The 19,615-nt window shown below is 38.5% G+C and carries 21 protein-coding genes; 3 read left to right on the plus strand and 18 right to left on the minus strand.

All coding sequences use genetic code 11. The annotated features are described in order from the left end of the window. Positions 1 to 12: 12 nt before the first annotated feature. From gatB to EYB29_RS08460, 13 genes are all read right to left on the minus strand, one after another. A complete protein-coding gene (gene gatB / locus EYB29_RS08400) occupies positions 13 to 1,443 on the minus strand; it encodes an Asp-tRNA(Asn)/Glu-tRNA(Gln) amidotransferase subunit GatB (RefSeq protein ID WP_026867137.1) in 1,431 nt (476 codons plus the stop codon). Position 1,444: 1 nt separating this feature from the next. Further along, the gene (gatA, locus tag EYB29_RS08405) at positions 1,445 to 2,923 is read right to left on the minus strand and encodes an Asp-tRNA(Asn)/Glu-tRNA(Gln) amidotransferase subunit GatA (RefSeq protein ID WP_026867138.1); all 1,479 of its coding nucleotides are present in this window, start codon (positions 2,921 to 2,923) and stop codon (positions 1,445 to 1,447) included. Between the two features lie 16 nt (positions 2,924 to 2,939). Next, on the minus strand, positions 2,940 to 3,230 hold the full coding sequence (gene gatC / locus EYB29_RS08410; RefSeq protein ID WP_026867139.1) for an Asp-tRNA(Asn)/Glu-tRNA(Gln) amidotransferase subunit GatC: 291 nt from the start codon (positions 3,228 to 3,230) through the stop codon (positions 2,940 to 2,942). 71 nt (positions 3,231 to 3,301) lie between these two features. Next, positions 3,302 to 4,507, minus strand: a complete 1,206-nt coding sequence (locus tag EYB29_RS08415) for a CamS family sex pheromone protein (protein WP_026867140.1) — start codon at positions 4,505 to 4,507, stop codon at positions 3,302 to 3,304. Positions 4,508 to 4,509: 2 nt separating this feature from the next. After that, entirely contained in the window at positions 4,510 to 6,480 is a 1,971-nt protein-coding gene (gene ligA, locus EYB29_RS08420; protein WP_026867141.1) for an NAD-dependent DNA ligase LigA, read from the minus strand. A gap of 6 nt (positions 6,481 to 6,486) precedes the next feature. Then, positions 6,487 to 8,658: a DNA helicase PcrA gene (gene pcrA / locus EYB29_RS08425; RefSeq protein WP_035856705.1), complete on the minus strand. Its 2,172-nt coding sequence runs from the start codon at positions 8,656 to 8,658 to the stop codon at positions 6,487 to 6,489. An 18-nt stretch (positions 8,659 to 8,676) separates the two neighbouring features. Further along, positions 8,677 to 9,348 (minus strand): geranylgeranylglyceryl/heptaprenylglyceryl phosphate synthase, encoded by a 672-nt coding sequence (locus EYB29_RS08430; protein ID WP_026867143.1) that lies wholly within the window; start codon positions 9,346 to 9,348, stop codon positions 8,677 to 8,679. 98 nt (positions 9,349 to 9,446) lie between these two features. Continuing rightward, the gene (locus tag EYB29_RS08435; protein WP_026867144.1) at positions 9,447 to 10,124 is read right to left on the minus strand and encodes a M15 family metallopeptidase; all 678 of its coding nucleotides are present in this window, start codon (positions 10,122 to 10,124) and stop codon (positions 9,447 to 9,449) included. Beyond that, positions 10,125 to 11,420: an adenylosuccinate lyase gene (gene purB, locus EYB29_RS08440; protein WP_026867145.1), complete on the minus strand. Its 1,296-nt coding sequence runs from the start codon at positions 11,418 to 11,420 to the stop codon at positions 10,125 to 10,127. 16 nt (positions 11,421 to 11,436) lie between these two features. Beyond that, a complete protein-coding gene (locus tag EYB29_RS08445; protein WP_026867146.1) occupies positions 11,437 to 11,631 on the minus strand; it encodes an NETI motif-containing protein in 195 nt (64 codons plus the stop codon). Further along, the gene (locus tag EYB29_RS08450; protein WP_026867147.1) at positions 11,597 to 12,250 is read right to left on the minus strand and encodes a DUF2179 domain-containing protein; all 654 of its coding nucleotides are present in this window, start codon (positions 12,248 to 12,250) and stop codon (positions 11,597 to 11,599) included. The genes EYB29_RS08445 and EYB29_RS08450 overlap by 35 nt, the downstream gene beginning before the upstream one ends. Positions 12,251 to 12,277: 27 nt before the next feature. Further along, a complete protein-coding gene (gene nadE, locus EYB29_RS08455) occupies positions 12,278 to 13,096 on the minus strand; it encodes an ammonia-dependent NAD(+) synthetase (RefSeq protein WP_026867148.1) in 819 nt (272 codons plus the stop codon). Positions 13,097 to 13,101: 5 nt separating this feature from the next. Continuing rightward, positions 13,102 to 14,553 carry a nicotinate phosphoribosyltransferase gene (locus EYB29_RS08460; RefSeq protein ID WP_026867149.1) on the minus strand — a complete coding sequence of 484 codons (1,452 nt, stop codon included), beginning with the start codon at positions 14,551 to 14,553 and terminating at the stop codon, positions 13,102 to 13,104. Between the two features lie 174 nt (positions 14,554 to 14,727). Between EYB29_RS08460 and EYB29_RS08465 the strand changes: the two genes are divergently transcribed. Further along, on the plus strand, positions 14,728 to 15,651 hold the full coding sequence (locus tag EYB29_RS08465; protein WP_026867150.1) for a manganese-dependent inorganic pyrophosphatase: 924 nt from the start codon (positions 14,728 to 14,730) through the stop codon (positions 15,649 to 15,651). 221 nt (positions 15,652 to 15,872) lie between these two features. Here EYB29_RS08465 and EYB29_RS08470 read toward each other — a convergent pair whose 3' ends face one another. Further along, complete coding sequence (locus tag EYB29_RS08470; protein WP_026867151.1) at positions 15,873 to 16,157, minus strand: hypothetical protein; 285 nt, start codon at positions 16,155 to 16,157, stop codon at positions 15,873 to 15,875. A gap of 115 nt (positions 16,158 to 16,272) precedes the next feature. Here EYB29_RS08470 and EYB29_RS08475 point away from each other — a divergent pair, with 115 nt between their 5' ends. Next, the gene (locus EYB29_RS08475) at positions 16,273 to 16,659 is read left to right on the plus strand and encodes a YolD-like family protein (protein WP_026867152.1); all 387 of its coding nucleotides are present in this window, start codon (positions 16,273 to 16,275) and stop codon (positions 16,657 to 16,659) included. On the opposite strand, the gene EYB29_RS08480 is transcribed toward EYB29_RS08475, so the two are convergent. Both EYB29_RS08480 and rpmG read right to left on the minus strand, forming a co-directional pair. After that, complete coding sequence (locus EYB29_RS08480; protein WP_026867153.1) at positions 16,656 to 17,537, minus strand: bifunctional 5,10-methylenetetrahydrofolate dehydrogenase/5,10-methenyltetrahydrofolate cyclohydrolase; 882 nt, start codon at positions 17,535 to 17,537, stop codon at positions 16,656 to 16,658. The genes EYB29_RS08475 and EYB29_RS08480 overlap by 4 nt on opposite strands. Before the next feature lie 112 nt (positions 17,538 to 17,649). Continuing rightward, complete coding sequence (rpmG, locus tag EYB29_RS08485) at positions 17,650 to 17,799, minus strand: 50S ribosomal protein L33 (protein WP_035811226.1); 150 nt, start codon at positions 17,797 to 17,799, stop codon at positions 17,650 to 17,652. 239 nt (positions 17,800 to 18,038) lie between these two features. Here rpmG and EYB29_RS08490 point away from each other — a divergent pair, with 239 nt between their 5' ends. After that, positions 18,039 to 18,974, plus strand: coding sequence for a metal ABC transporter solute-binding protein, Zn/Mn family (locus EYB29_RS08490; protein WP_051220545.1), 936 nt, complete (start codon positions 18,039 to 18,041; stop codon positions 18,972 to 18,974). A 30-nt stretch (positions 18,975 to 19,004) separates the two neighbouring features. On the opposite strand, the gene EYB29_RS08495 is transcribed toward EYB29_RS08490, so the two are convergent. After that, positions 19,005 to 19,175 (minus strand): hypothetical protein, encoded by a 171-nt coding sequence (locus tag EYB29_RS08495; RefSeq protein WP_166627065.1) that lies wholly within the window; start codon positions 19,173 to 19,175, stop codon positions 19,005 to 19,007. Positions 19,176 to 19,195: 20 nt separating this feature from the next. Beyond that, positions 19,196 to 19,612, minus strand: coding sequence for a (deoxy)nucleoside triphosphate pyrophosphohydrolase (locus tag EYB29_RS08500; RefSeq protein ID WP_026867155.1), 417 nt, complete (start codon positions 19,610 to 19,612; stop codon positions 19,196 to 19,198). Positions 19,613 to 19,615 lie beyond the last annotated feature (3 nt).

Below are 19,615 nucleotides of genomic sequence, written 5' to 3' on the forward strand. Positions count from 1 at the left end.
TTTATAAATAACTTATCGTTTTTTAATTTCTGTTAGAAGTATTTCATTTACCATTTTAGGGTTTGCTTGCCCTTTTGATTTCTTCATGATTTGACCCACTAAGAAACCAATTGCACGGTCTTTACCATTCTTAAAGTCTTCAACTGATTGTTCATTAGCATCAAGTACTTCAGTCACCATCTGTGTTAAGGTTTCTGGATCAGAGATTTGCTCCATACCTAAGTCCTTCGCAATTTGTCTCGCTGTTCCACCCTTACTAATTAACTCAGTGAATACCTTCTTAGCTTGCTTACTTGAAATTGTGCCGTCTTCAATAATTTCAATCAGGCCTGTTAAGTTTTCTGGTGTAATTCCAGTTTCTTCAATCGCCACATTGTTTTTATTTACGTACTCATTAACATTACCCATCAACCAGTTTGAAGCAAGCTTAGGATCTGCTTGATGAGATTCTACCATCTCGCTAAAGAAGTCAGAGAGTTCTTTTCTCATCGTTAAAATTTCTGCGTCATAGACAGGTAAGTCGTATTCATTTATATATTTCTCACGTAATTCGTCTGGTAATGTAGGAATCGTAGCTCTAACTTCTTCTTCCCACTCATCATCAATGTGTAGATATAATAGATCAGGTTCTGGGAAGTAGCGGTAGTCATCTGCACCTTCTTTGACACGCATGAGTACTGTTTCGCCTGTCTTCTCATCATAACGTCTTGTTTCTTGTTCAATAACACCGCCGGATAGGAGTACTTTCTCCTGACGCTCAACCTCATGCTCAAGTCCTTTTCTGACAAAGTTAAATGAGTTTAAGTTTTTCAGCTCAGTTTTCGTACCGAACTCTTTTTGTCCGACAGGTCGAATGGAAATATTCGCATCACATCTAAGTGACCCTTCTTCCATCTTCACATCAGAGACACCCGTATATTGAATGATTGATTTAATCTTTTCTAGATACTTGTAAGCCTCTTCCGGTGAACGAAGATCGGGTTCAGAAACAATCTCAACTAAGGCTGTACCTTGACGGTTTAAATCGACTAGTGAATAGTCATCCTTATGCGTAGATTTACCTGCATCCTCTTCTAGATGTAGACGAGTAATGCCAATTTTTTTCTTTTGTCCATCGACTTCGATTTCAAGTGAACCATGCTCACCAATCGGTTTGTCAAACTGTGAAATTTGATAGGCCTTCGGATTATCTGGATAGTAATAGTTTTTTCTATCAAATTTAGTATCTGTTGCGATTTCCATGTTTAATGCCATGGCAGCTTTCATACCATATTCTACAGCCCTATGGTTTAAGACCGGTAAAGTTCCTGGGTACCCAAGTTCAACTACTGACAGATTCGTGTTAGGATCGTGTCCATAGTGTAATGGGGCATTTGAAAATATTTTAGAATCCGTTTTTAATTCAACGTGGACTTCGAGTCCGATTATTGTTTCAAAATGCATCTTACTCCGCCCCCATCGTTAGATTTTTGAGTTCTTCATGTAAGTTATAAACTTTTTCAAACTGATAAGCAGCATTATAAATTTTGTTTTCTTCGAAGTGGTTACCCATGATTTGTAATCCAATTGGTCGATTATCTTCAGTAATGCCACATGGAATACTTAAAGAAGGTATACCTGTTAAGTTTGCTGGGATCGTTAAGATATCATTCTTATATTCTTTTGTCCCTTCGATACTTACTTCGTCGTATTTATGTGCTGGAGTCGTTGACGTTGGTCCAATAATTAAATCATGATCTTTTAAAATTCTTTTCACATCGTCCGCAACTAATCGACGTAATTTTTGTGCTTTTACGTAAAAGGCATCGTAGTGCCCTGCACTTAACACATAAGTACCAAGTAAGATACGGCGTTTTACCTCATCACCAAATCCTTCGCCACGAGACTTTTTATATAGTTCTTCAAGTGTATTTGCATTTTCTGAACGGTAACCAAAACGGATACCGTCAAAGCGTGCGAGATTGGCACTCGCTTCACTCGAAGCAATCAAGTAATAAGAACTTACTACGTATTTAAGATTAGGCATCTCCACTTCTTCTACAGTTGCACCTAAATCTTCAAAACGTTTTTTAGCATCTAATACAGCCTGTGTCACTTCTTCGTCCACATCATCACCTAAAAACTCCTTAGGTAAAGCGATCTTCAACCCTTTTACGTCCTCATCTATATTAGATAAAAAGTCTATTTCCTGATTTTGAACACTTGTCATGTCGTGTTCAGTATCTTCTCCTGCGATTAGCTCTAGGACTTTTGCATTATCACGTACATTACGTGTAATAGGTCCAATTTGATCAAGTGAGGATGCGAAGGCAATTAAACCAAAGCGAGATACTCGACCATAAGTTGGTTTCATACCAACTACGCCACAGAAGGATGCAGGTTGTCTTACTGATCCACCCGTATCTGTTCCAAGAGCAAAGGGTACAAAACCTGCGGCAACTGCTGCTGCTGAACCACCTGAAGAGCCACCTGGTGAACAGTTCAAGTTCCATGGGTTTTTAGTTGTTTGGTAGTAAGATGTCTCAGAAGTTGAGCCCATCGCAAACTCATCCATGTTTAATTTACCAAGCATAATACCATTTTCACTATTCAGCTTGTTCATTACTGTTGCATCATAGACTGGTTTAAAATTGTGTAGCATCTTACTCGCACAAGTCGTTAAGACATCTTTTGTCACAATATTATCCTTAATACCAAATGGTACACCAAATAATGCCTGATCCATTTGATCTTCAGCCTGCATACGATCAAGTTCTTCTGATTTAGCTGTTGCTTCTTCTTTTGTCAGTGTAATGAACGCTTTAATATCTCCATCGTACTTTTCAATTCTATTGAATAAAGCCTCTATTACTTCAGAGGGTTTAATTTCTTTACTGTGAATTTTTGAGTATAATTCTTCAACTGTTAATTCATTAATATTCACTTCATTGACCCTCCCTTTATATCATTTTAGGAACTTTGAATTGTCCGTTTTCTGTATGTTCAGTATTACTTAAAGCTTCTTCCTGTGTTAACGGCTGACCTGCCTTATCTTCTCTCAGTTTAGATTCAACCTGAAGTGCATGGGTCATCGGCTCAACCTGATCTAGATCAAGTTCGTTAAGTTGATCTGCATGTGCAACAATGCTTTGAATTTTTGTTGATAGGTTCTTTAGTTCCTCATCATCTTTAATCTCAATTTTTGATAGGTTCGCAACATGGCGAATTCTATCAAGGTTAAGTTCTATCATGAATGACCCTCCTAAGTTTTTACAATATTATTAGTTTACCAAATCTACCTTGACTTTACCATGTGAACTCACTATTCAAAGATGTATAAGTTCGCTTGTCCTTCGCCTTCTCTCGTGATGACACTATAGACCTGTGACTTATCTTTAATCTCTACTTCAACATCAGTATTGGTAAAGTGTTCATCTACTAAGTCTCTAACGAACTGCGACATACCTATCATTTCTCCGCGGCTATTATATTCAAGGGGGATTTCAACAGTCAACGTATCTAAATTATTATCGACAAATTTCCCACGTCCAACCGATGTCGTAAAACTATCGAAATATGACGATAACTCTCTGTTAAAGGTTTCGTATTCACTGTTTACTTCACTTGAGATTTCAGACGCTTCATTAGAAGGTAAGAGTACATTTTGTACGTTGATATCAGTGAATTCACTGATTGAATTTTCACCTGGTTCAACTGTGGCTTGTGAGACGAAATTACCGGGTACAATATCAGTATCTGATGATTGGATGAATATTGCGAAAACAATCTTCTTATCTACATATTCATCGTTCGCACGAATACGTGATAAAATCTCAGTTGCCATCTTTTCGCCTTCCTCTTTGACGACTTCTGGGTCTAATTCTTGTTCTTGTGTTTGACCATATTCCTCAGTTTGATAATAGTGAACACTATTCATCGCAAGTCCAATCGTAATACCATCAAAGTTTAAATTACCTTCTTCATCTTCAGACAAGTAGTTCTGCTCTAAAATATGTGAGAGGTAAAGCGGTGCTTCTTCGGCGATTACTTCAGGATCTGTCTCACCATTTGTCGATGGATTTAAACCTAGGTTACTGAAGGCATCGGAACTTAATAGCTCATCTTCTTCCATATTTTCTAACTCTTCACTCGTATATTGACGGCCTAAGTAGCCTCTAGTCATCTCCTCTGAGATAATCTGTCCTTCTCTAAAGACAAACTGATCCGTCGGAAACTCTCCTTTACTCACTTCAAATAAGCCTTTTTCAAACTCCTCAACATTGTATGAAGACACCATGTTTTGACTTGATAAGCCTCTAGCTGGTGACAATTCATAAGGTACCACTGATCGATAAAATTCGTCACCACTTGAAGTTATTCTATCCTCTTGTTCTTCAACCTGAACATTTGACACTTCATTTTCAAGGCCAGAATTTTCGGTCTGCTCTGTGATTTCTGCCTCATTCTCACCACAAGCACTTAGTAAGAAGGCTACGACACCGCCGAGCATTAAAGTTTTAAACTTCATTGTCATTGCCCCAATTTCTCAATAAATTCTCTTTCATTCCAAACTTCGATTCCGAGTTGCTTGGCTTTCTCTAATTTCGAACCAGCATCGCTACCTGCGACGACAAGATCCGTACTTTTAGATACGCTACTCGTGACTTTACCACCTTGGGATTCAATATATGCACCTGCTTCTTGACGTGTCATTTCTTCTAGTTTACCAGTTAAGACCACTGTCATATCAGAAAACAGGTTACCAGCTACTTCTTGAACTTCTTCAGTGAAATTTAATCCATGGTCTTGTAATTTCTTAATCAATTTTCTAAAGTCCTCATTCGAAGTATAAGTCACTATAGAGTCTGCAATTTTCTCACCAATTTCAGGAATTTCAATTAATGATTCAGCTCTGGCTTCGAGGATTTTATCGATTGTACCGTATTCTTCTGCTATAAGTCTGGATGCTTTGGCACCTAGGAACCGAATGCCTAAACCAAATAATACTTTATTTAAAGGATTTTCTTTTGATGCCTCAATCGCCTGGAGCAAATTCCGAACCTTCTTATCTCCCATACGCTCAAGTTCAATTAGATCCTCATATTTTAAGCTATATAAATCAGAAACATCTTTAATCAAGTCCGCTTCAAATAGCTGCCTAACCACTTTTTCTCCAAGACCATCGATATTCATTGCCCCTCTAGAAACAAAGTGAATAATACCTTCTTGAAGCTGAGCTGGACAGGCAGGGTTAATACAACGTATCGCAACCTCATCTTCTAAATGTACCGCATCATGTCCGCACGATGGGCAAGTTGTTGGTGCTTCATAGACCGCTTGATCTGTTCGTTCCTCTTTAAGTGATTTAACCACTTCAGGAATAATATCTCCTGCTTTTCTAATGACGACCTTATCACCAATTCTAATATCTCTTTCTTCAATGAGGTCGTGGTTGTGAAGCGAGGCACGTCCAACTGTTGTACCTGCAACTTTAACTGGTTCTAGAATTGCTGTTGGTGTAATGACACCTGTACGTCCCACTGTCAGCTCAATATCTAAGACCTCGGTAATCACCTCTTCAGCTGGGAACTTATAAGCGATTGCCCAGCGGGGAGATCTTACTGTAAATCCGAGCTCATCTTGTTCTTGTAGATCATTGACCTTAATGACAATACCATCAATCTCATAGGGAAGTTCAAAGCGGTGTGTCGTCCAGTAATCGATATACTCTAAAACTTCGTCTATGCTATTTAATAGCTGACGTTCATGATTGGTTTTGAAGCCGAGCTTATCCAATGCATCTAAAGCACCGTTTTGAGTCGTAGCTTCTAATGCTTCTGGTGAAGTGACACTATATAAAAATACTGATAAGTTTCTCTTAGCAGCAAGCTTTGGATCTAGCTGTCTCAGTGATCCCGCTGCTGCATTTCTTGGGTTCTGAAATTCTTGTTCACCACGTTCAAGGCGACCTTCATTTAATTTTTCAAAAGAAGATTTTGGCATGTATGCTTCACCACGGACTTCAAAGGATAAGTCTGTAGGCACTGAAAGTGGGATGGCATGAATGGTCTTTAAGTTTTCAGTAATATTCTCTCCAACTGTACCATCACCGCGTGTCGCACCAATGGTGAATTTCCCATTGTCATATGTAAGCGACACGGCGAGACCATCAATTTTTAATTCACACATATATGTTGGACTGTTCACAACTTGTTTGACCCGCTTGTCAAATGCTCTTAAGTCCGCTTCATTAAAGGCATTACCCAAACTTAACATCGGTGTATTATGACGCACTTTCTCAAAGTGACTTAAGACAGCGCCACCGACCCTAACGGTCGGTGAATCCGCACTTTTATACTCAGGATATTGTTCTTCTAATTCAATTAATTCCCTGAGTAATTTATCGTAGTCGACGTCCTGAATTGATGGTTGATCCAGGACATGGTATTCGTAGTTATATTGATTTAACTGTTTTTGTAAGGCTCTAATTTTTTCTTTCATCTAGTCTCAATCCTTCTTCTCTAGTGGTGCGAAATTCGCCAAAAGACGTTTTGGCCCTGCGGTATGAAAGACAATGTCTAACTCCGTATCATCACCCTCACCCTTAATTTGAGAAACGATACCATCACCAAATACTTTATGAGATACCTTGTCGCCGATACTGTATGTGGCATTTGGTTTTTTTTGAATAACCTGTGACCGTTTTTTCGGACCTTTAGCATAAGATGGTGTGGGCTGATTCGTGTTACCGAATAATTTTGTTCCACCCTGATTCTCTACTAACGCTTCAGGTATCTCCGATAAAAACCGACTCATCATATTGGATTCAGTACGGCCATATAACATTCTTGACTCTGCTCTTGATAAGATGAGTCGGTCCATGGCACGTGTGACACCAACGTACATGAGTCGACGTTCCTCTTCAAGTTCTTTGTCGTCAAATTGAACACGTTTAGATGGAAAGACGCCTTCCTCTAAACCGACAATGAAGACGACTTTATACTCTAAGCCTTTTGAAGCGTGCATGGTCATCATCGTCACGCCCACTGTATCGTCCACACCATCTTGGTCGGAAACTAAAGCCATATCACTTAGGAACTCAAATAGATTATCATCTTGGACAGGGTGCTCATTATCAAATTCTTTCGTGACCGTCTTAAACTCTTCTAAGTTTTCTAAACGACTTCTCGCCTCGAGTGTTTTATCCTGTGCTAACATGTCGTGATAGCCGGTATCTTTTAATACTTCGTCTACGAGTTCTGTCATCGTTAAGTATTTGGACTTTTCCTTTAAGTTATCCAATACTTCTAGTAAAGACACTAATTTAACAACAGTCTTTTGTGGTATACCCAAAAAGTCTGCGTCACGAATCGCATCGTAAATACTGGAGTTCAACTGATCTGCATGGGCTTGAAGCTTTTCAATGGTCTTTGCCCCAATGCCTCTTTTAGGCACATTAATAATGCGACTGAAGCTAATATCATCAAAAGGATTTTGAATGACTTTTAAGTAGCTCATTAAATCCTTGATTTCCATGCGGCTGTAGAACTTCATACCGCCAACCATTTTATAGGGAATACTTGACTTAACGAAGGCATCCTCTACCGCACGAGATTGAGCATTCGCTCTATACAGCACTGCCATATCACCATATGAGTATTCATCACTCAACTCTTGAACTTTTCGGACAACGGCTTGCCCTTCTTCACGTTCACTAAAGGAAACGTTCACTTCCACCTTCGCCCCCTCTCCTTTGTTAGAGCGCAAGTTCTTCGGTTTTCTTTCTGTGTTGTTATCAATGACTGCATTGGCAGCATCTAGAATCATCTTAGTCGAACGGTAGTTTTCTTCTAGTTTTATAACTGTGGCTTCAGGATAGTCTCTTTCAAAGTTTAAAATGTTTTGAATGTCTGCGCCACGGAACTTATAAATAGACTGGTCAGAATCCCCAACGACACAAATATTTCGATACTTATCCGCAAGCATCTGTACTAGGCGGTACTGTGCATGGTTCGTATCTTGATACTCATCAACATGAATATACTGAAAACGCGACTGATAGTAGCTTAAGACACTGGCTTCTTTTTCAAACAATTCAATTGTTAGCATGATTAAGTCATCAAAATCTAAAGAACTATTACGATAGAGCACCTCTTGATAGTCCTTATATATTTGACTGTAGAGTTCATCTAGGAAGCCGCCTGCTTCTTGAATCGCTTGGTCTGGTTTTATCAATTGGTTTTTATAGGCTGAAATCACTGATAATATACTTCTTGGGTTATGCTGTTTTACATCTAGGTTTCTATTTTTTAAAATGTCTTTAATGACGGATTGTTGGTCTAGCGGATCTAAAATAGAAAAGCTCGTATCGTATCCGAGATAGCTAATGTCTCTTCTTAGAATTCTGACACACATGGAGTGGAATGTTGAAATCCACATTCTGTTTGCATCTTCTTTAATTAACCTATCTACACGTTCACGCATTTCCTTTGCTGCCTTGTTTGTAAAAGTGATCGCTAAAATATTATAAGATGGGACTTGTTTTTCATCTAGAAGATAGGCTACGCGGTGTGTTAGAACTCGCGTCTTACCACTCCCTGCTCCAGCCATGATTAAGAGTGGCCCTTCCGTAGTTTTAATCGCTTGTAGTTGTTCCTTATTCATTCCACTTAAATCCATTTTAAAAAACTCCATTTATTAAATGATTGTTGTCAATGCTTGTTCTATATCATCGTAGATAATATTTCCTACGACGATCGTGTCGCTTACCTTGGCCATCTGAGTTGCCTCTGAGTGGGACTGAATACCACCGCCATATAATAAATGACTATTTTCACACGCATCAAATGCTTCTTTAACAAGTGCATAATCTCCGTATGCGCCACTGTACTCTACATATATAAAATCCATTTTATATAACTTATCTAACATGTGTATAGCAGCTAGAAATTCTTCGTCATTCATCAAAGTACACTCTGCTCGATTAAAAGCTTTGCAGTGTTCGTTCATCACGATATAAGGTAAGAGTCTAATGTTTTCATACTCAATAAACTCATGATATTCCATTAACGCCTCAATTAAGAGGCCATGTGCATACTTAATATTTTTAGTGTTGATCACACTTGGCACGTAATAATAATCAAAGCCTAGTACAACAGCATCAGGATGAGATATTTCAAGCGCTATAGACTTGTCTAAATTGAAGCTTTTGATACGCTCAAGTAAATCCGAGATATTTTGTCTGGTGACACCATCTGTACCACTTATCATGATTAAATCTGTCTGAGATGTTAGGGTCGCTTCAAGTGATGCATCTGTAATATTTTTCTGTGGATCTAGCTTAAATACATGTTTTGTTTGTCTTAACATAGTCACAAGTCCTTTATAAAAATCATATGATAATTATAGCATTTTTACCTATTAAAAAACATAAAAGCCCGTGGGTGCTTTACGCACCACACGAGCTCTTAAATAAGGTCGAAATACTCCTCTAAAGTTAAGCCACTTTCATGAATATCCGTCGCCTTATCTCCAACATATCTCAAATGCCAAGGTTCGTACATGTAGCCGGTAATATCTTCTTTACCTTTCATGTAACGAATAATAAATCCATAGTGATGGGCATTTTCCTCTAACCATTCAAATTCTGGCGTGTACTCAAATGAAGTTTGTAAGAGTACTGCACTATCATATGATCCGACATCAATTGCAAGACCTGTCTGATGTTCTGAATGACCTGGTTCGGCACTATAGCGGTCAGCCGCTTCCTTACCATCTCTAGCTACATAATTATTATATAGCTCAGCCTGATAATCATAACTTCTAAAGTCACTCACCAATTCAAAGTTGAGCCCTTCTTCTTTAGCATCTTCAAACATTGTCATATAAGCGTTCTCCGCTTCTGGTTGCATACCTGGGTTGTAATCATCAGGTAGCGGAATCTCTTTGTTTACGATTAACACACCATCCGCATAAGTCACCCCATCAATTACTTCAACATTGACTGGAATGTCTAAGTCTGAAAACGTAAGCGCCTCATAATTTTTACTGTAGTCAATTGCCTCTGCCTCAGTTGATGCCTCGCCGCTACAAGCACTGAGAGCTAATAATAGACTAAGGACGAAAGTAAATTTAATTGCTTTCATTTACTCTAAACCTGCTCGCTTAAATATTGTATCTACACGGCGTAAATGATGTGACTCATCAAAGCATGATTGCAATTCTTCACTCGTTAGTGCTGCTGTGATTTTCTCATCTTGACTTGCGAGTTCTTGTAAAGGCACCTTACTTTCCCATGATTCCATCGCCTTCGGTTGCACTAAGTCATATGCTTCTTCTCTCGACATGCCTTTATCGATTAGGGCTAAAAGAATCTGTTGAGAATATACAAGTCCAAATGTCTTATCGATATTGGCCTTCATGTTTTCTTCAAAGACTGTTAAGTTTTTAATGATATTACCGAAGCGGTTCAACATATAATTTAAAGCGATTGTCACATCTGGGAGCATAATACGTTCTGCTGAGGAATGAGATATGTCTCTTTCATGCCATAGCGGCACATTCTCATATGCTGTTGTGATGTACCCTCTTATCACTCTCGCAAGGCCAGATACATTTTCACTACCGATTGGGTTTCTCTTATGTGGCATGGCACTTGAGCCTTTTTGACCCTTAGCAAATGCTTCTTCTACTTCTCTTGTTTCTGTTTTTTGAAGATGTCTAATTTCTACAGCAAACTTTTCAATTGAGGTTGCAATTAAGCCGATTACCGCTATATAGTGTGCATGGCGATCTCTTTGTAGTGTTTGTGTTGAAACCTCCGCAAATCCTATACCAAGATGATGGCAAACATATTCTTCAACTTCTGGTGGAATATTTGCAAATGTGCCGACAGCGCCACTCATTTTACCTACTTCTATTTCTTCTCTAACCGCTCTAAAACGTTTCAAATTGCGAACCATTTCTTGATGCCAAAGCGCCATTTTTATGCCAAAAGAAGTCGGTTCAGCGTGCACACCATGTGTACGGCCCATCATGATAGTGTGTTTATGTTCTCTTGCCTTATCCGCTAAAATTTCAATAAAGTTCTCTATATCTTTTTCTATAATTTCATTTGCCTGTTTAAGTACATAGCTCTGTGCAGTATCGACGACATCTGTTGATGTTAATCCATAATGAACCCATTTCTTTTCATCGCCCAAAGTTTCAGATACTTGTCTTGTAAAGGCGACAACATCGTGTCTTGTTTCTCTTTCAATTTCTTGGATTCTAGTCGCGTCAACACGAGCATTCGGTCTGATATTCTTCACTTCTTCTTTTGGAATGATACCAAGTTCAGCCCATGCTTCTGCTGCGAGTATTTCTACTTCCAACCAGGCGCGGTACTTATTATCTTCGGTCCAGATGTCTGCCATTTCTTGTCTTGTATACCTACTGATCATTAATTACTCATCCTCATTATTTGATTAATTTACCCTCAAAAACAGTCTCTTGATGTGAGACGACGACCTCGCCGCCTTCTTCTTTAAACACCGGAACTTCCATGCGTCTAGTGACTTGATAGCCTTCTTCCTTCATTCTTTCTAAGACTTCTGAAAGTGTATCATCAGGGCCAACCTTAAATGTTTTCTTTCGTTGCTTCTGTTGCGCCATTAGCCTCATCCTGTTCTTGTAGCTCATATATTTCTTCTAATACTTCTTCTACATTTTCTGGTTCATAGTTCTTCATACGACGACGGCTAAGTCCTTTAGTCCAGAAACCACCATGTATATTTTTCGGTTCATAAGAGATAATAAAGGCCTTATCATCTAGCTCACGAATCGTTTCCATTAATTTTCTTTCATATTTTCTAGGTGACAGTATTTGCATGACTGTCCGCTGTCCATCACGTCCATATTGATGACCGTGTGTCACACCATAACCTAAGTTCCTTAAGTCATTTGGCAAATCGATATCTTTTTTACCTGTCGTAACGTTAACAACCGTATAACCAAGAGCAAGTTGCTCTTCAATCTTAGTACCGACGAGTATACCGACACCAAATCCAAGTGCATAAGCAACGATGTTTTGTGGTCGATCTAGATTATCGAGCACAAGTCCTAGACCAATGACGTAAACAAACGTTTCTAAAATACTAAAGGCAGCTGCAACAAAGCGATAGCCTTTTAAGGTCATGATGGTACGCATCGTTAAGAACGTGACGTAAATAATGTTGATGATAAAAATGACTAAAATCATTAACATTGGGTTTTCGTTAATCATTTGTAACATGGTTGTTAGCCCTCTTTCTTTATTTATCTATTTAGGTAAATTGTAACGGTTATATGGTAAGTCTCTTTTATGAGCTGACCGTTTATAATGGTTAATGATTGTATCAAAAGCATGCTGAGATACTGGTTTACCTTCTAGGAAATCATCGATTTCTCTATAGCTAACACCCAATGCTGCTTCATCACTTAAGAGCGGTTTGTTGCTTTCTAAGTCTGCTGTCGGAATTTTTTCATAGAGGTGTGGTGGTGCCTTTAAAAATTCAAGTAGCTGACGCCCTTGACGCTTGTTTAAGCCCATTAGTGGCGCGACATCACAAGCACCGTCACCAAACTTAGTATAAAAACCGGTGAGCGCTTCTGCTGCATGATCTGTCCCGAGCACAATACCGCCTGTATGTGCTGCAATTGCATATTGAACCTTCATTCTCTCTCGTGCTTTTTCATTACCGATAACAAAATCGCTTAATGTAAAGCCACTATCCAATAAAGCGTCAACACTGGCATCCACACTATCTTTAATATTGACCGTGACACGTTCATCGGGTTCAATGAAGTCGACCGCGTCTCTTGCATCGCTTTCATCTGCTTGCACGCCATAAGGCAATCTGACTGTGTAGAATTTAACTTCCTTACCTTCTTCTCTTAAAGCAGCTACAGTCAACTGGGCAATCTTGCCTAAAAGCGTGGAATCCTGCCCCCCAGAAATACCTAAGACGAAACTTTTTATAAAAGGATGATCAGTGACATAATCCTTTAAAAAGTTAATGATTTCTGAGAGTTCTTCTTGTGGATTAATTTCTGTTTTAACATGAAGACGCTCGATAATTTCCTTTTGGATATCTGACATCAAAATCACTCCAAGGTCTTATTTGACAATTCTTCAATTAAATCGTTTTTAACGTTCCAGAGCTTGTTAGATAAGTCTACAGGATATTCTTGTGGGTTTAAGAAACGCTTTGTTTCCTCCCAGATTTCACTGAGACTTTCACTACATTTTTCTTTCATTTCATCAACAGATGGTGACTCATAGACGACTTCTCCATCGACGATAATGTCGTGTAATAAATCGACTGCTTCATAAGACTTGATGAGCTTGCGCTTCATCGTATGAATGGGATGGAACATCAACAGTGGATTAGAGTAATCAAATTTCTCATCGTACAATGTAATGTAATCCCCCTCAGACATGCCTGTATCCTTATTAATAATTCGATATAGTTTTTTCTTCCCTGGTGTGGTTACCTTCTCAATATTACCTGAAATTTTAATGCGGTTTAACCACTCCCCATTTTCTCCTTCAATAGCTGCTAGCTTATAAACCGCACCAAGTGCCGGGTGGTCAAAGGCAGTAATCAGTTTTGTACCGATACCCCAACCGTCTACTTTTGCTCCTTGCGAAATTAAAGAGAGAATTGTCACTTCATCTAAGTCATTAGACACGATAATCTGAGCGTCTTGATAACCCGCTTCATCTAACATGATTCTTGCCTTCTTCGTTAAGTAAGCAATATCACCAGAATCTATTCTAATACCGACAAAGTTAATTTTATTACCAAATTCATTGGCAACCTTGATTGCTGTTGGAATTCCTGACTTTAATGTATCAAACGTATCGACTAAAAAGACGCAATCCTTATGGGTTTTAGCATAAGCTGTGAAGGCATCGTAATCATTGCCGTAGGCTTGAACCATCGCATGTGCGTGGGTGCCACTTGCTTTTAAGTCAAACAATTTAGCTGCTCTGACATTACTCGTTCCATCAAACCCACCAATGATCGATGCTCTCGCACCCCACATCGCTGCGTCCAACTCATGCGCACGGCGCGTACCAAATTCCATGAGGTTATCCCCTGGTACTAACTCACGAATACGACTTGCCTTTGTCGCAATCAGCGTTTGGAAATTAACAATATTTAAAAGCGCTGTTTCAATTAACTGTGCTTCTACTAAACTCGCCTCTACCTGTACAAGCGGCTCATTGTTAAAGACCGTTTCCCCCTCTACTACCGAACGTAAGGTCCCTGTAAAACGCACTGTTTTTAAATAATCAAGAAAGTCATCCTCATAACCAATTGATTTTAAATATTCAATGTCACTATCTGAGAAGTGTAGATTCTTTAAATAATCAATAATACGTGCTAAGCCAGCATAAACTGCATAACCATTACCAAAAGGCATCTGTCTAAAGTACAGATCAAAAATCGTTTTCTTTTCGTGAATCCCATGTTCAAAATACGTTTTCGACATGTTTATTTGATATAGATCTGTGTGAAGCATGAAACTGTCATCTTGATATTTATACATTCGTTTCTCTCCTATGAGTAACAATTATAGATAATCTAATTTTATCACATAAAATAACCTGGTAAAGTACAGTTATATCGCTCTTTATATGAAGATATAGAAGACACCCTTAAGAAATGTTAAAATATTAAGTGAAGAAAATATTACACACATGAAAAAGGAGATTGACTGTAAATGGCAATTAAAATATTCGGTCACCAAAACCCAGATACTGATACGATAACTTCTGCACTTGTTGTCCAAGATATTGAGAAACAAATCGGTTCAGATGTAAAGGCATATCGCCTTGGAGATATTAACAGTGAAACACAGTACGCCCTAGATGAATTCGGAGTAGAAGTACCGGATTTACTAACAGAAGTGGCAAATGGAGACGAAGTTATTTTAGTCGATCACAATGAGAAACAACAATCTGCAAAAGGTATCGAAAATGCGGTCGTTACAAAAGTTTTCGATCACCACAGAATTGCGAACTTTGAAACTGAAGGCCCACTCTACTACCGTGCTGAACCTGTCGGTTGTACTGCAACAATCCTAAACAAAATTTACAAAGAGAAAAACTTGGAATTATCTAAGGAAATGGCAGGACTTATGTTATCTGCAATTATTTCAGATACTTTACTTTTCAAATCACCAACAACAACTGAAGAAGACATCGATACAGCATCAGAATTAAAAGCTGTAGCAGGTGTTGATCTTGAAACATACGGTCTTGAAATGCTTAAAGCCGGTGCATCTACTAAAGACAAATCAGCAGTTCAGTTAATCACTGAAGATGCAAAAACGTTTGATATCGGTGAGAAAAGCGTACGTATCGCTCAAGTCAACGTTGTAGATGTGGACGAAGTATTCAACCGTCGTGAGGAAATTGAAGCAGCAATCAATTCAGAAATCGACAAAGAAAATTACGATCTATTTACGTTGATCGTTACGGATATTCTTAACTCAAACTCTAAGGTACTCGCACTAGGAAATGAGTTTTCATCAGTAGAACGTGCCTTTGATGTTGCGCTTGACCAGAATACAGCAATTCTAGAAGGTGTTGTATCTCGTAAAAAACAAGTCGTTCCAAACATTACAAAAGCCTTATCAGAATAATTTTTGTTTGTTATGAAAAAGAGAGCATCCAACTTAATTCAGTTGGGTGCTCTCTTTTGTTGTTTGAGTATTGGTTGTTGATGGTTGTGCGACTTGTGGTGGTCACAGTGACCCGATTTTCTCCTAGCGGTCCGTTGTCAACTTCACAGCGACCCGTTATTTTCCTAGCGGACCGCTGTTGACTTCACAGTGACCCAGCCGACCCGCCCACAATAATCCATTTACTCCAGTATTCTCATCAACACGCTTGTTTTACCTTCTTCTAAGCGTTCTTTTGAACACTCATCTCTAACATCGTACTCTAACTCATCTATTGCTCTACCAAATGAGACTTCGTCTATCCAATTCGTTAAGTCCGCTTGATCGTAGCAGGACGGATGGACAATTTCTTTGGTTGTGTTATCAATGATGACCCGCGTCGTACTTGCTGTTTTATCAACTAAAGGAAGTAGCAATACTGACAAGACAATGACAGTAATGATTCCCCAAACTAATTTTTTACGCATTCTTCGTCCTCACTCAGCTTATTATTACTATTAACTTACCATATATCCACCACTTGAAAAATAGAACGTATGTTCGTATAATGAGAACAAGCAGTTAAGAAAGAAGGTTGAAGTTATGGATTATCGTCAACTTCCCGTGGATCAACTCAACTCAAATATTCCCAATGGACGCGGCATGATCAAGTGGGCGCCTTTTGCTACTATGCCTGAGCAGTTTGAAAATGTGCAGCAACTCATGGATGATCAGACTAAAATTGAACGCCCTGAACTGTCCGATGATCGTTTAAGTGAAATGGAATTTACTTTCCAAAAAGCGCTCAATGAACAACGTGCAGTTCGTATTTTCTACTACTATGATGGTTCTCGCTTCTCCGTAGATTTAGAAGTTATAAAAATAGACCAATGGAGCTTGATGCTCATTGGTCAAAAGTGTGGACAGGAAGATTTAATCTTCGTCCCTTTTATAGATATTTTAGATATTATCTTAATCGATAAATATTAGTTCTCTTGTTTTTCTAAGAACAAGACAGGTTCTTTCTGGTGTTCTGTTGCCTTAACTAAATGATAAGCAAGCACTGTCGTTGTAATTGCACCGATTCCACCCGGAACTGGTGTAATGAATGAAGCTTTATCTTTAACTGCTTCATAGTTCACGTCGCCGACCATCTTACCTTCATCATTAAAGTTAATACCCACATCGACAACAACCGCACCTTCTTTGACGTGTGGTTCATCAATCAAGTTAATTGCTCCCGCTGCAGAAACGATGACGTCCGCATTCTTACATTTCTCAACAAGATCGTCAGTGTATAAGTTACATGTGGTAACTGTCGCTTCTCTGTTCATCATTAACAGTGATAACGGCTTACCAACTACTGCACTCGCACCAACTACTGTGACATTTTTACCCTTTAAGTCGATGTCATAGTAATCAAGCATATTCATTACAGCGGCAGGTGTACATGGTTCCAAACGATCAGGATCGTTCGTGAGTACCTTACCTAGATTTGATGCTTTCATTCCATCGATATCTTTAAATGAATTCATAACCTCTGCTACACGTTTCATTGGAATGTGTTTTGGTAAAGGTTGTAAGAGTAAGATACCGTGTATTGAATAATCTTCATTAATTTCTCTAAACTTTGTTAAAAATACTTTCGTCGATACATCTTCTGGAAAATGGAACTGAGAAGTCTGGATTCCCAATTTTTCAAAACGTTTAACCGCGGCATTTTCATAAGAGATCGAATCGGATAAATCTCCAATTCTCACAAACGCCACTTTAGGCTGAATACCATGTGATTCTGAAACCTCTAGTGCTTCACGAATCTCATCGGACAAGTGTGCGGCAACCTTTTTGCCGTCCATAACTACTGTCATATATTGCACTCCCCTATTAATATTTTACTAGTCAATGACCCAGACTCATTATAACATAATCAAAGGGTTAAATTAAAAAAAGCTATCATCAATTGATGATAGCTATAAGTAATTATTTAGTTTCACGGTGTAACGTGTACTTGTTCAATCTAGGGCAGAATTTCATCATTTCGATACGCTCTGGATTGTTTCTTTTGTTTTTCTTAGTGCTGTAGTTGCGGTCTCCGCACTCAGTGCAAGCTAATGTAACGATTACTCTCATTTCTGTCGCCTCCTTTGTTAAGTGAAATCGATAATTAATGATAATATACTCGAATCAACTGGCCAGTTGATCATCCATTTCACAGATGATTAGTATATGCTTTTTAAATCACCTTATTTATTTTACTAGGATTCTCCTAAAATTTCAAGACTTTCTTGGTTAAATATCACTTGCATAATATCAAGCAGTCCGCTATAATTTTAAATCGTAATCATTACGGAATTAGGAGTACTATAAACATGATCAAATTTCTTCCCTATCTTATAACCGCCCTGCTCTTCTTAACAGCATGTAGCAACTTAAGCGAAGAAGACAATAGTAAACTAAATATTTATACAACTGTCTTTCCCTTAACGAGCTTTGTTGAGGAAATCGGTGGGGATACTGTTGAGGTCGAATCCATTTACCCTGCTGGTGCGGATATGCATTCTTATGAACCGACACAAAAAGATATGATGGAGTATGCTGATGGTAATATTTTCATGATGACATCAAATGACTTAGACCCTATCGCCAAAAACATCACAGATACAATTAATGAAGACACGAACGTCATTGAAACTACAGCGAACATCAATGAAGACGATTTAATTTCAACGAGTCATGATGACCATGATCACGAACACGATGACGACCACAATCATGATCACGGTAGTGGAGATCCCCATATTTGGTTAAATCCAAATCTCGCTATAATTATGGCAGAATCTGTCAAAGATGCGCTAATTGATGCTCAGCCCGAACATAGTGATATGTACGAAGAAAACTTTAATAATTTACGAACAGACTTAGAAGATATCGATAAGCAGCTCACTGAAATTACAGAGGATCCTGTCTATACAGATGTCTACATTTCCCACGAATCTCTCGGTTACTTAGCCGAACAATATGGTTTTCATCAGGTTGGTATTAATGGATTAAGCAACCAAGAACCTTCACAAAAGGAACTGACTGAAATTATCGATCAGATACAAGCGCAAAATATTCCTTATATATTATATGAACCGAATGTCACATCGACCGTCACTGATGTCATCAGAGATGAAACCAACACTGAGCCACTCTACTTCAACAATTTAGAAACATTGACTGATAACGATCCTGAAGATGCAACTTATCAATCGATGATGGCTAAAAATATCGAGACCTTAGATCAAGCACTCAATGACAAATGAAAAATTGTCCGGAATCTTCCGGACAATTTTTTATGCTCTTCCGCGATATAAGTCGTTTTTAATGCTTTCAGTAAACTCACGGATTTCATCTACATCCTTTTTAAGGAAAAATGCTAGAACCACGACAGCCACTGCCGTTAATGCAAATAAAATAACAAAAGTTTTAAATATAAAACCGAGTAAACCTTTAATTAAGTCCATTGAGTGACCCCTCCTGTGAATTAATTCTCTATTCTATTCCCTTTTTTCTCTTTTATAATCTTAATTGCAGGAATATCTGCCGGTGCCCAGTCCAAACTATCAATATCAGCTGCAGGCAACCATTTCATCTGTACATGTTCAAGTAATTCCACTGTGCCACTCTTGATCTTAGAAAAGTAAGTTGTCAGCTCAACAATGCCAAAATCATATTCATGAGTGGTCGTTGTGATCTTATCTTCAATTGTAATATCTAGTGCCATCTCTTCAATCAATTCTCTTTTTAAAGCATCTTCAGGCGATTCATCTGCCTCAATTTTACCACCTGGAAATTCCCATTTTAAGGCTAGATTTTTACCTTCTGGTCTTTGAGCACATAGGATTTCACCTAAATCATTTTCTATTACTGCACCAACAACGTGGATTTTCTTTTTTGTCACTCT

It is taken from the genome of Jeotgalicoccus sp. S0W5, assembly GCF_011634875.1.
Classification (GTDB): Bacteria; Bacillota; Bacilli; order Staphylococcales; family Salinicoccaceae; genus Jeotgalicoccus; species Jeotgalicoccus marinus.

Excerpts from the sequence above, each read along its gene's own strand:
- EYB29_RS08430 (WP_026867143.1), bottom strand. The coding sequence starts at position 9,348 with ATGTTAAGACAAACAAAACATGTATTTAAGCTAGATCCACAGAAAAAT.
- EYB29_RS08465 (WP_026867150.1), top strand. The coding sequence starts at position 14,728 with ATGGCAATTAAAATATTCGGTCACCAAAACCCAGATACTGATACGATA.
- EYB29_RS08460 (WP_026867149.1), bottom strand. The coding sequence starts at position 14,553 with ATGTATAAATATCAAGATGACAGTTTCATGCTTCACACAGATCTATAT.
- EYB29_RS08475 (WP_026867152.1), top strand. The coding sequence starts at position 16,273 with ATGGATTATCGTCAACTTCCCGTGGATCAACTCAACTCAAATATTCCC.
- EYB29_RS08450 (WP_026867147.1), bottom strand. The coding sequence starts at position 12,250 with ATGTTACAAATGATTAACGAAAACCCAATGTTAATGATTTTAGTCATT.
- nadE (WP_026867148.1), bottom strand. The coding sequence starts at position 13,096 with ATGTCAGATATCCAAAAGGAAATTATCGAGCGTCTTCATGTTAAAACA.
- rpmG (WP_035811226.1), bottom strand. The coding sequence starts at position 17,799 with ATGAGAGTAATCGTTACATTAGCTTGCACTGAGTGCGGAGACCGCAAC.
- ligA (WP_026867141.1), bottom strand. The coding sequence starts at position 6,480 with ATGAAAGAAAAAATTAGAGCCTTACAAAAACAGTTAAATCAATATAAC.
- EYB29_RS08435 (WP_026867144.1), bottom strand. The coding sequence starts at position 10,124 with ATGAAAGCAATTAAATTTACTTTCGTCCTTAGTCTATTATTAGCTCTC.
- EYB29_RS08490 (WP_051220545.1), top strand. The coding sequence starts at position 18,039 with ATGATCAAATTTCTTCCCTATCTTATAACCGCCCTGCTCTTCTTAACA.
- purB (WP_026867145.1), bottom strand. The coding sequence starts at position 11,420 with ATGATCAGTAGGTATACAAGACAAGAAATGGCAGACATCTGGACCGAA.
- pcrA (WP_035856705.1), bottom strand. The coding sequence starts at position 8,658 with ATGGATTTAAGTGGAATGAATAAGGAACAACTACAAGCGATTAAAACT.
- EYB29_RS08470 (WP_026867151.1), bottom strand. The coding sequence starts at position 16,157 with ATGCGTAAAAAATTAGTTTGGGGAATCATTACTGTCATTGTCTTGTCA.
- gatB (WP_026867137.1), bottom strand. The coding sequence starts at position 1,443 with ATGCATTTTGAAACAATAATCGGACTCGAAGTCCACGTTGAATTAAAA.
- gatC (WP_026867139.1), bottom strand. The coding sequence starts at position 3,230 with ATGATAGAACTTAACCTTGATAGAATTCGCCATGTTGCGAACCTATCA.
- EYB29_RS08415 (WP_026867140.1), bottom strand. The coding sequence starts at position 4,507 with ATGAAGTTTAAAACTTTAATGCTCGGCGGTGTCGTAGCCTTCTTACTA.
- EYB29_RS08495 (WP_166627065.1), bottom strand. The coding sequence starts at position 19,175 with ATGGACTTAATTAAAGGTTTACTCGGTTTTATATTTAAAACTTTTGTT.
- EYB29_RS08445 (WP_026867146.1), bottom strand. The coding sequence starts at position 11,631 with ATGGCGCAACAGAAGCAACGAAAGAAAACATTTAAGGTTGGCCCTGAT.
- EYB29_RS08480 (WP_026867153.1), bottom strand. The coding sequence starts at position 17,537 with ATGACAGTAGTTATGGACGGCAAAAAGGTTGCCGCACACTTGTCCGAT.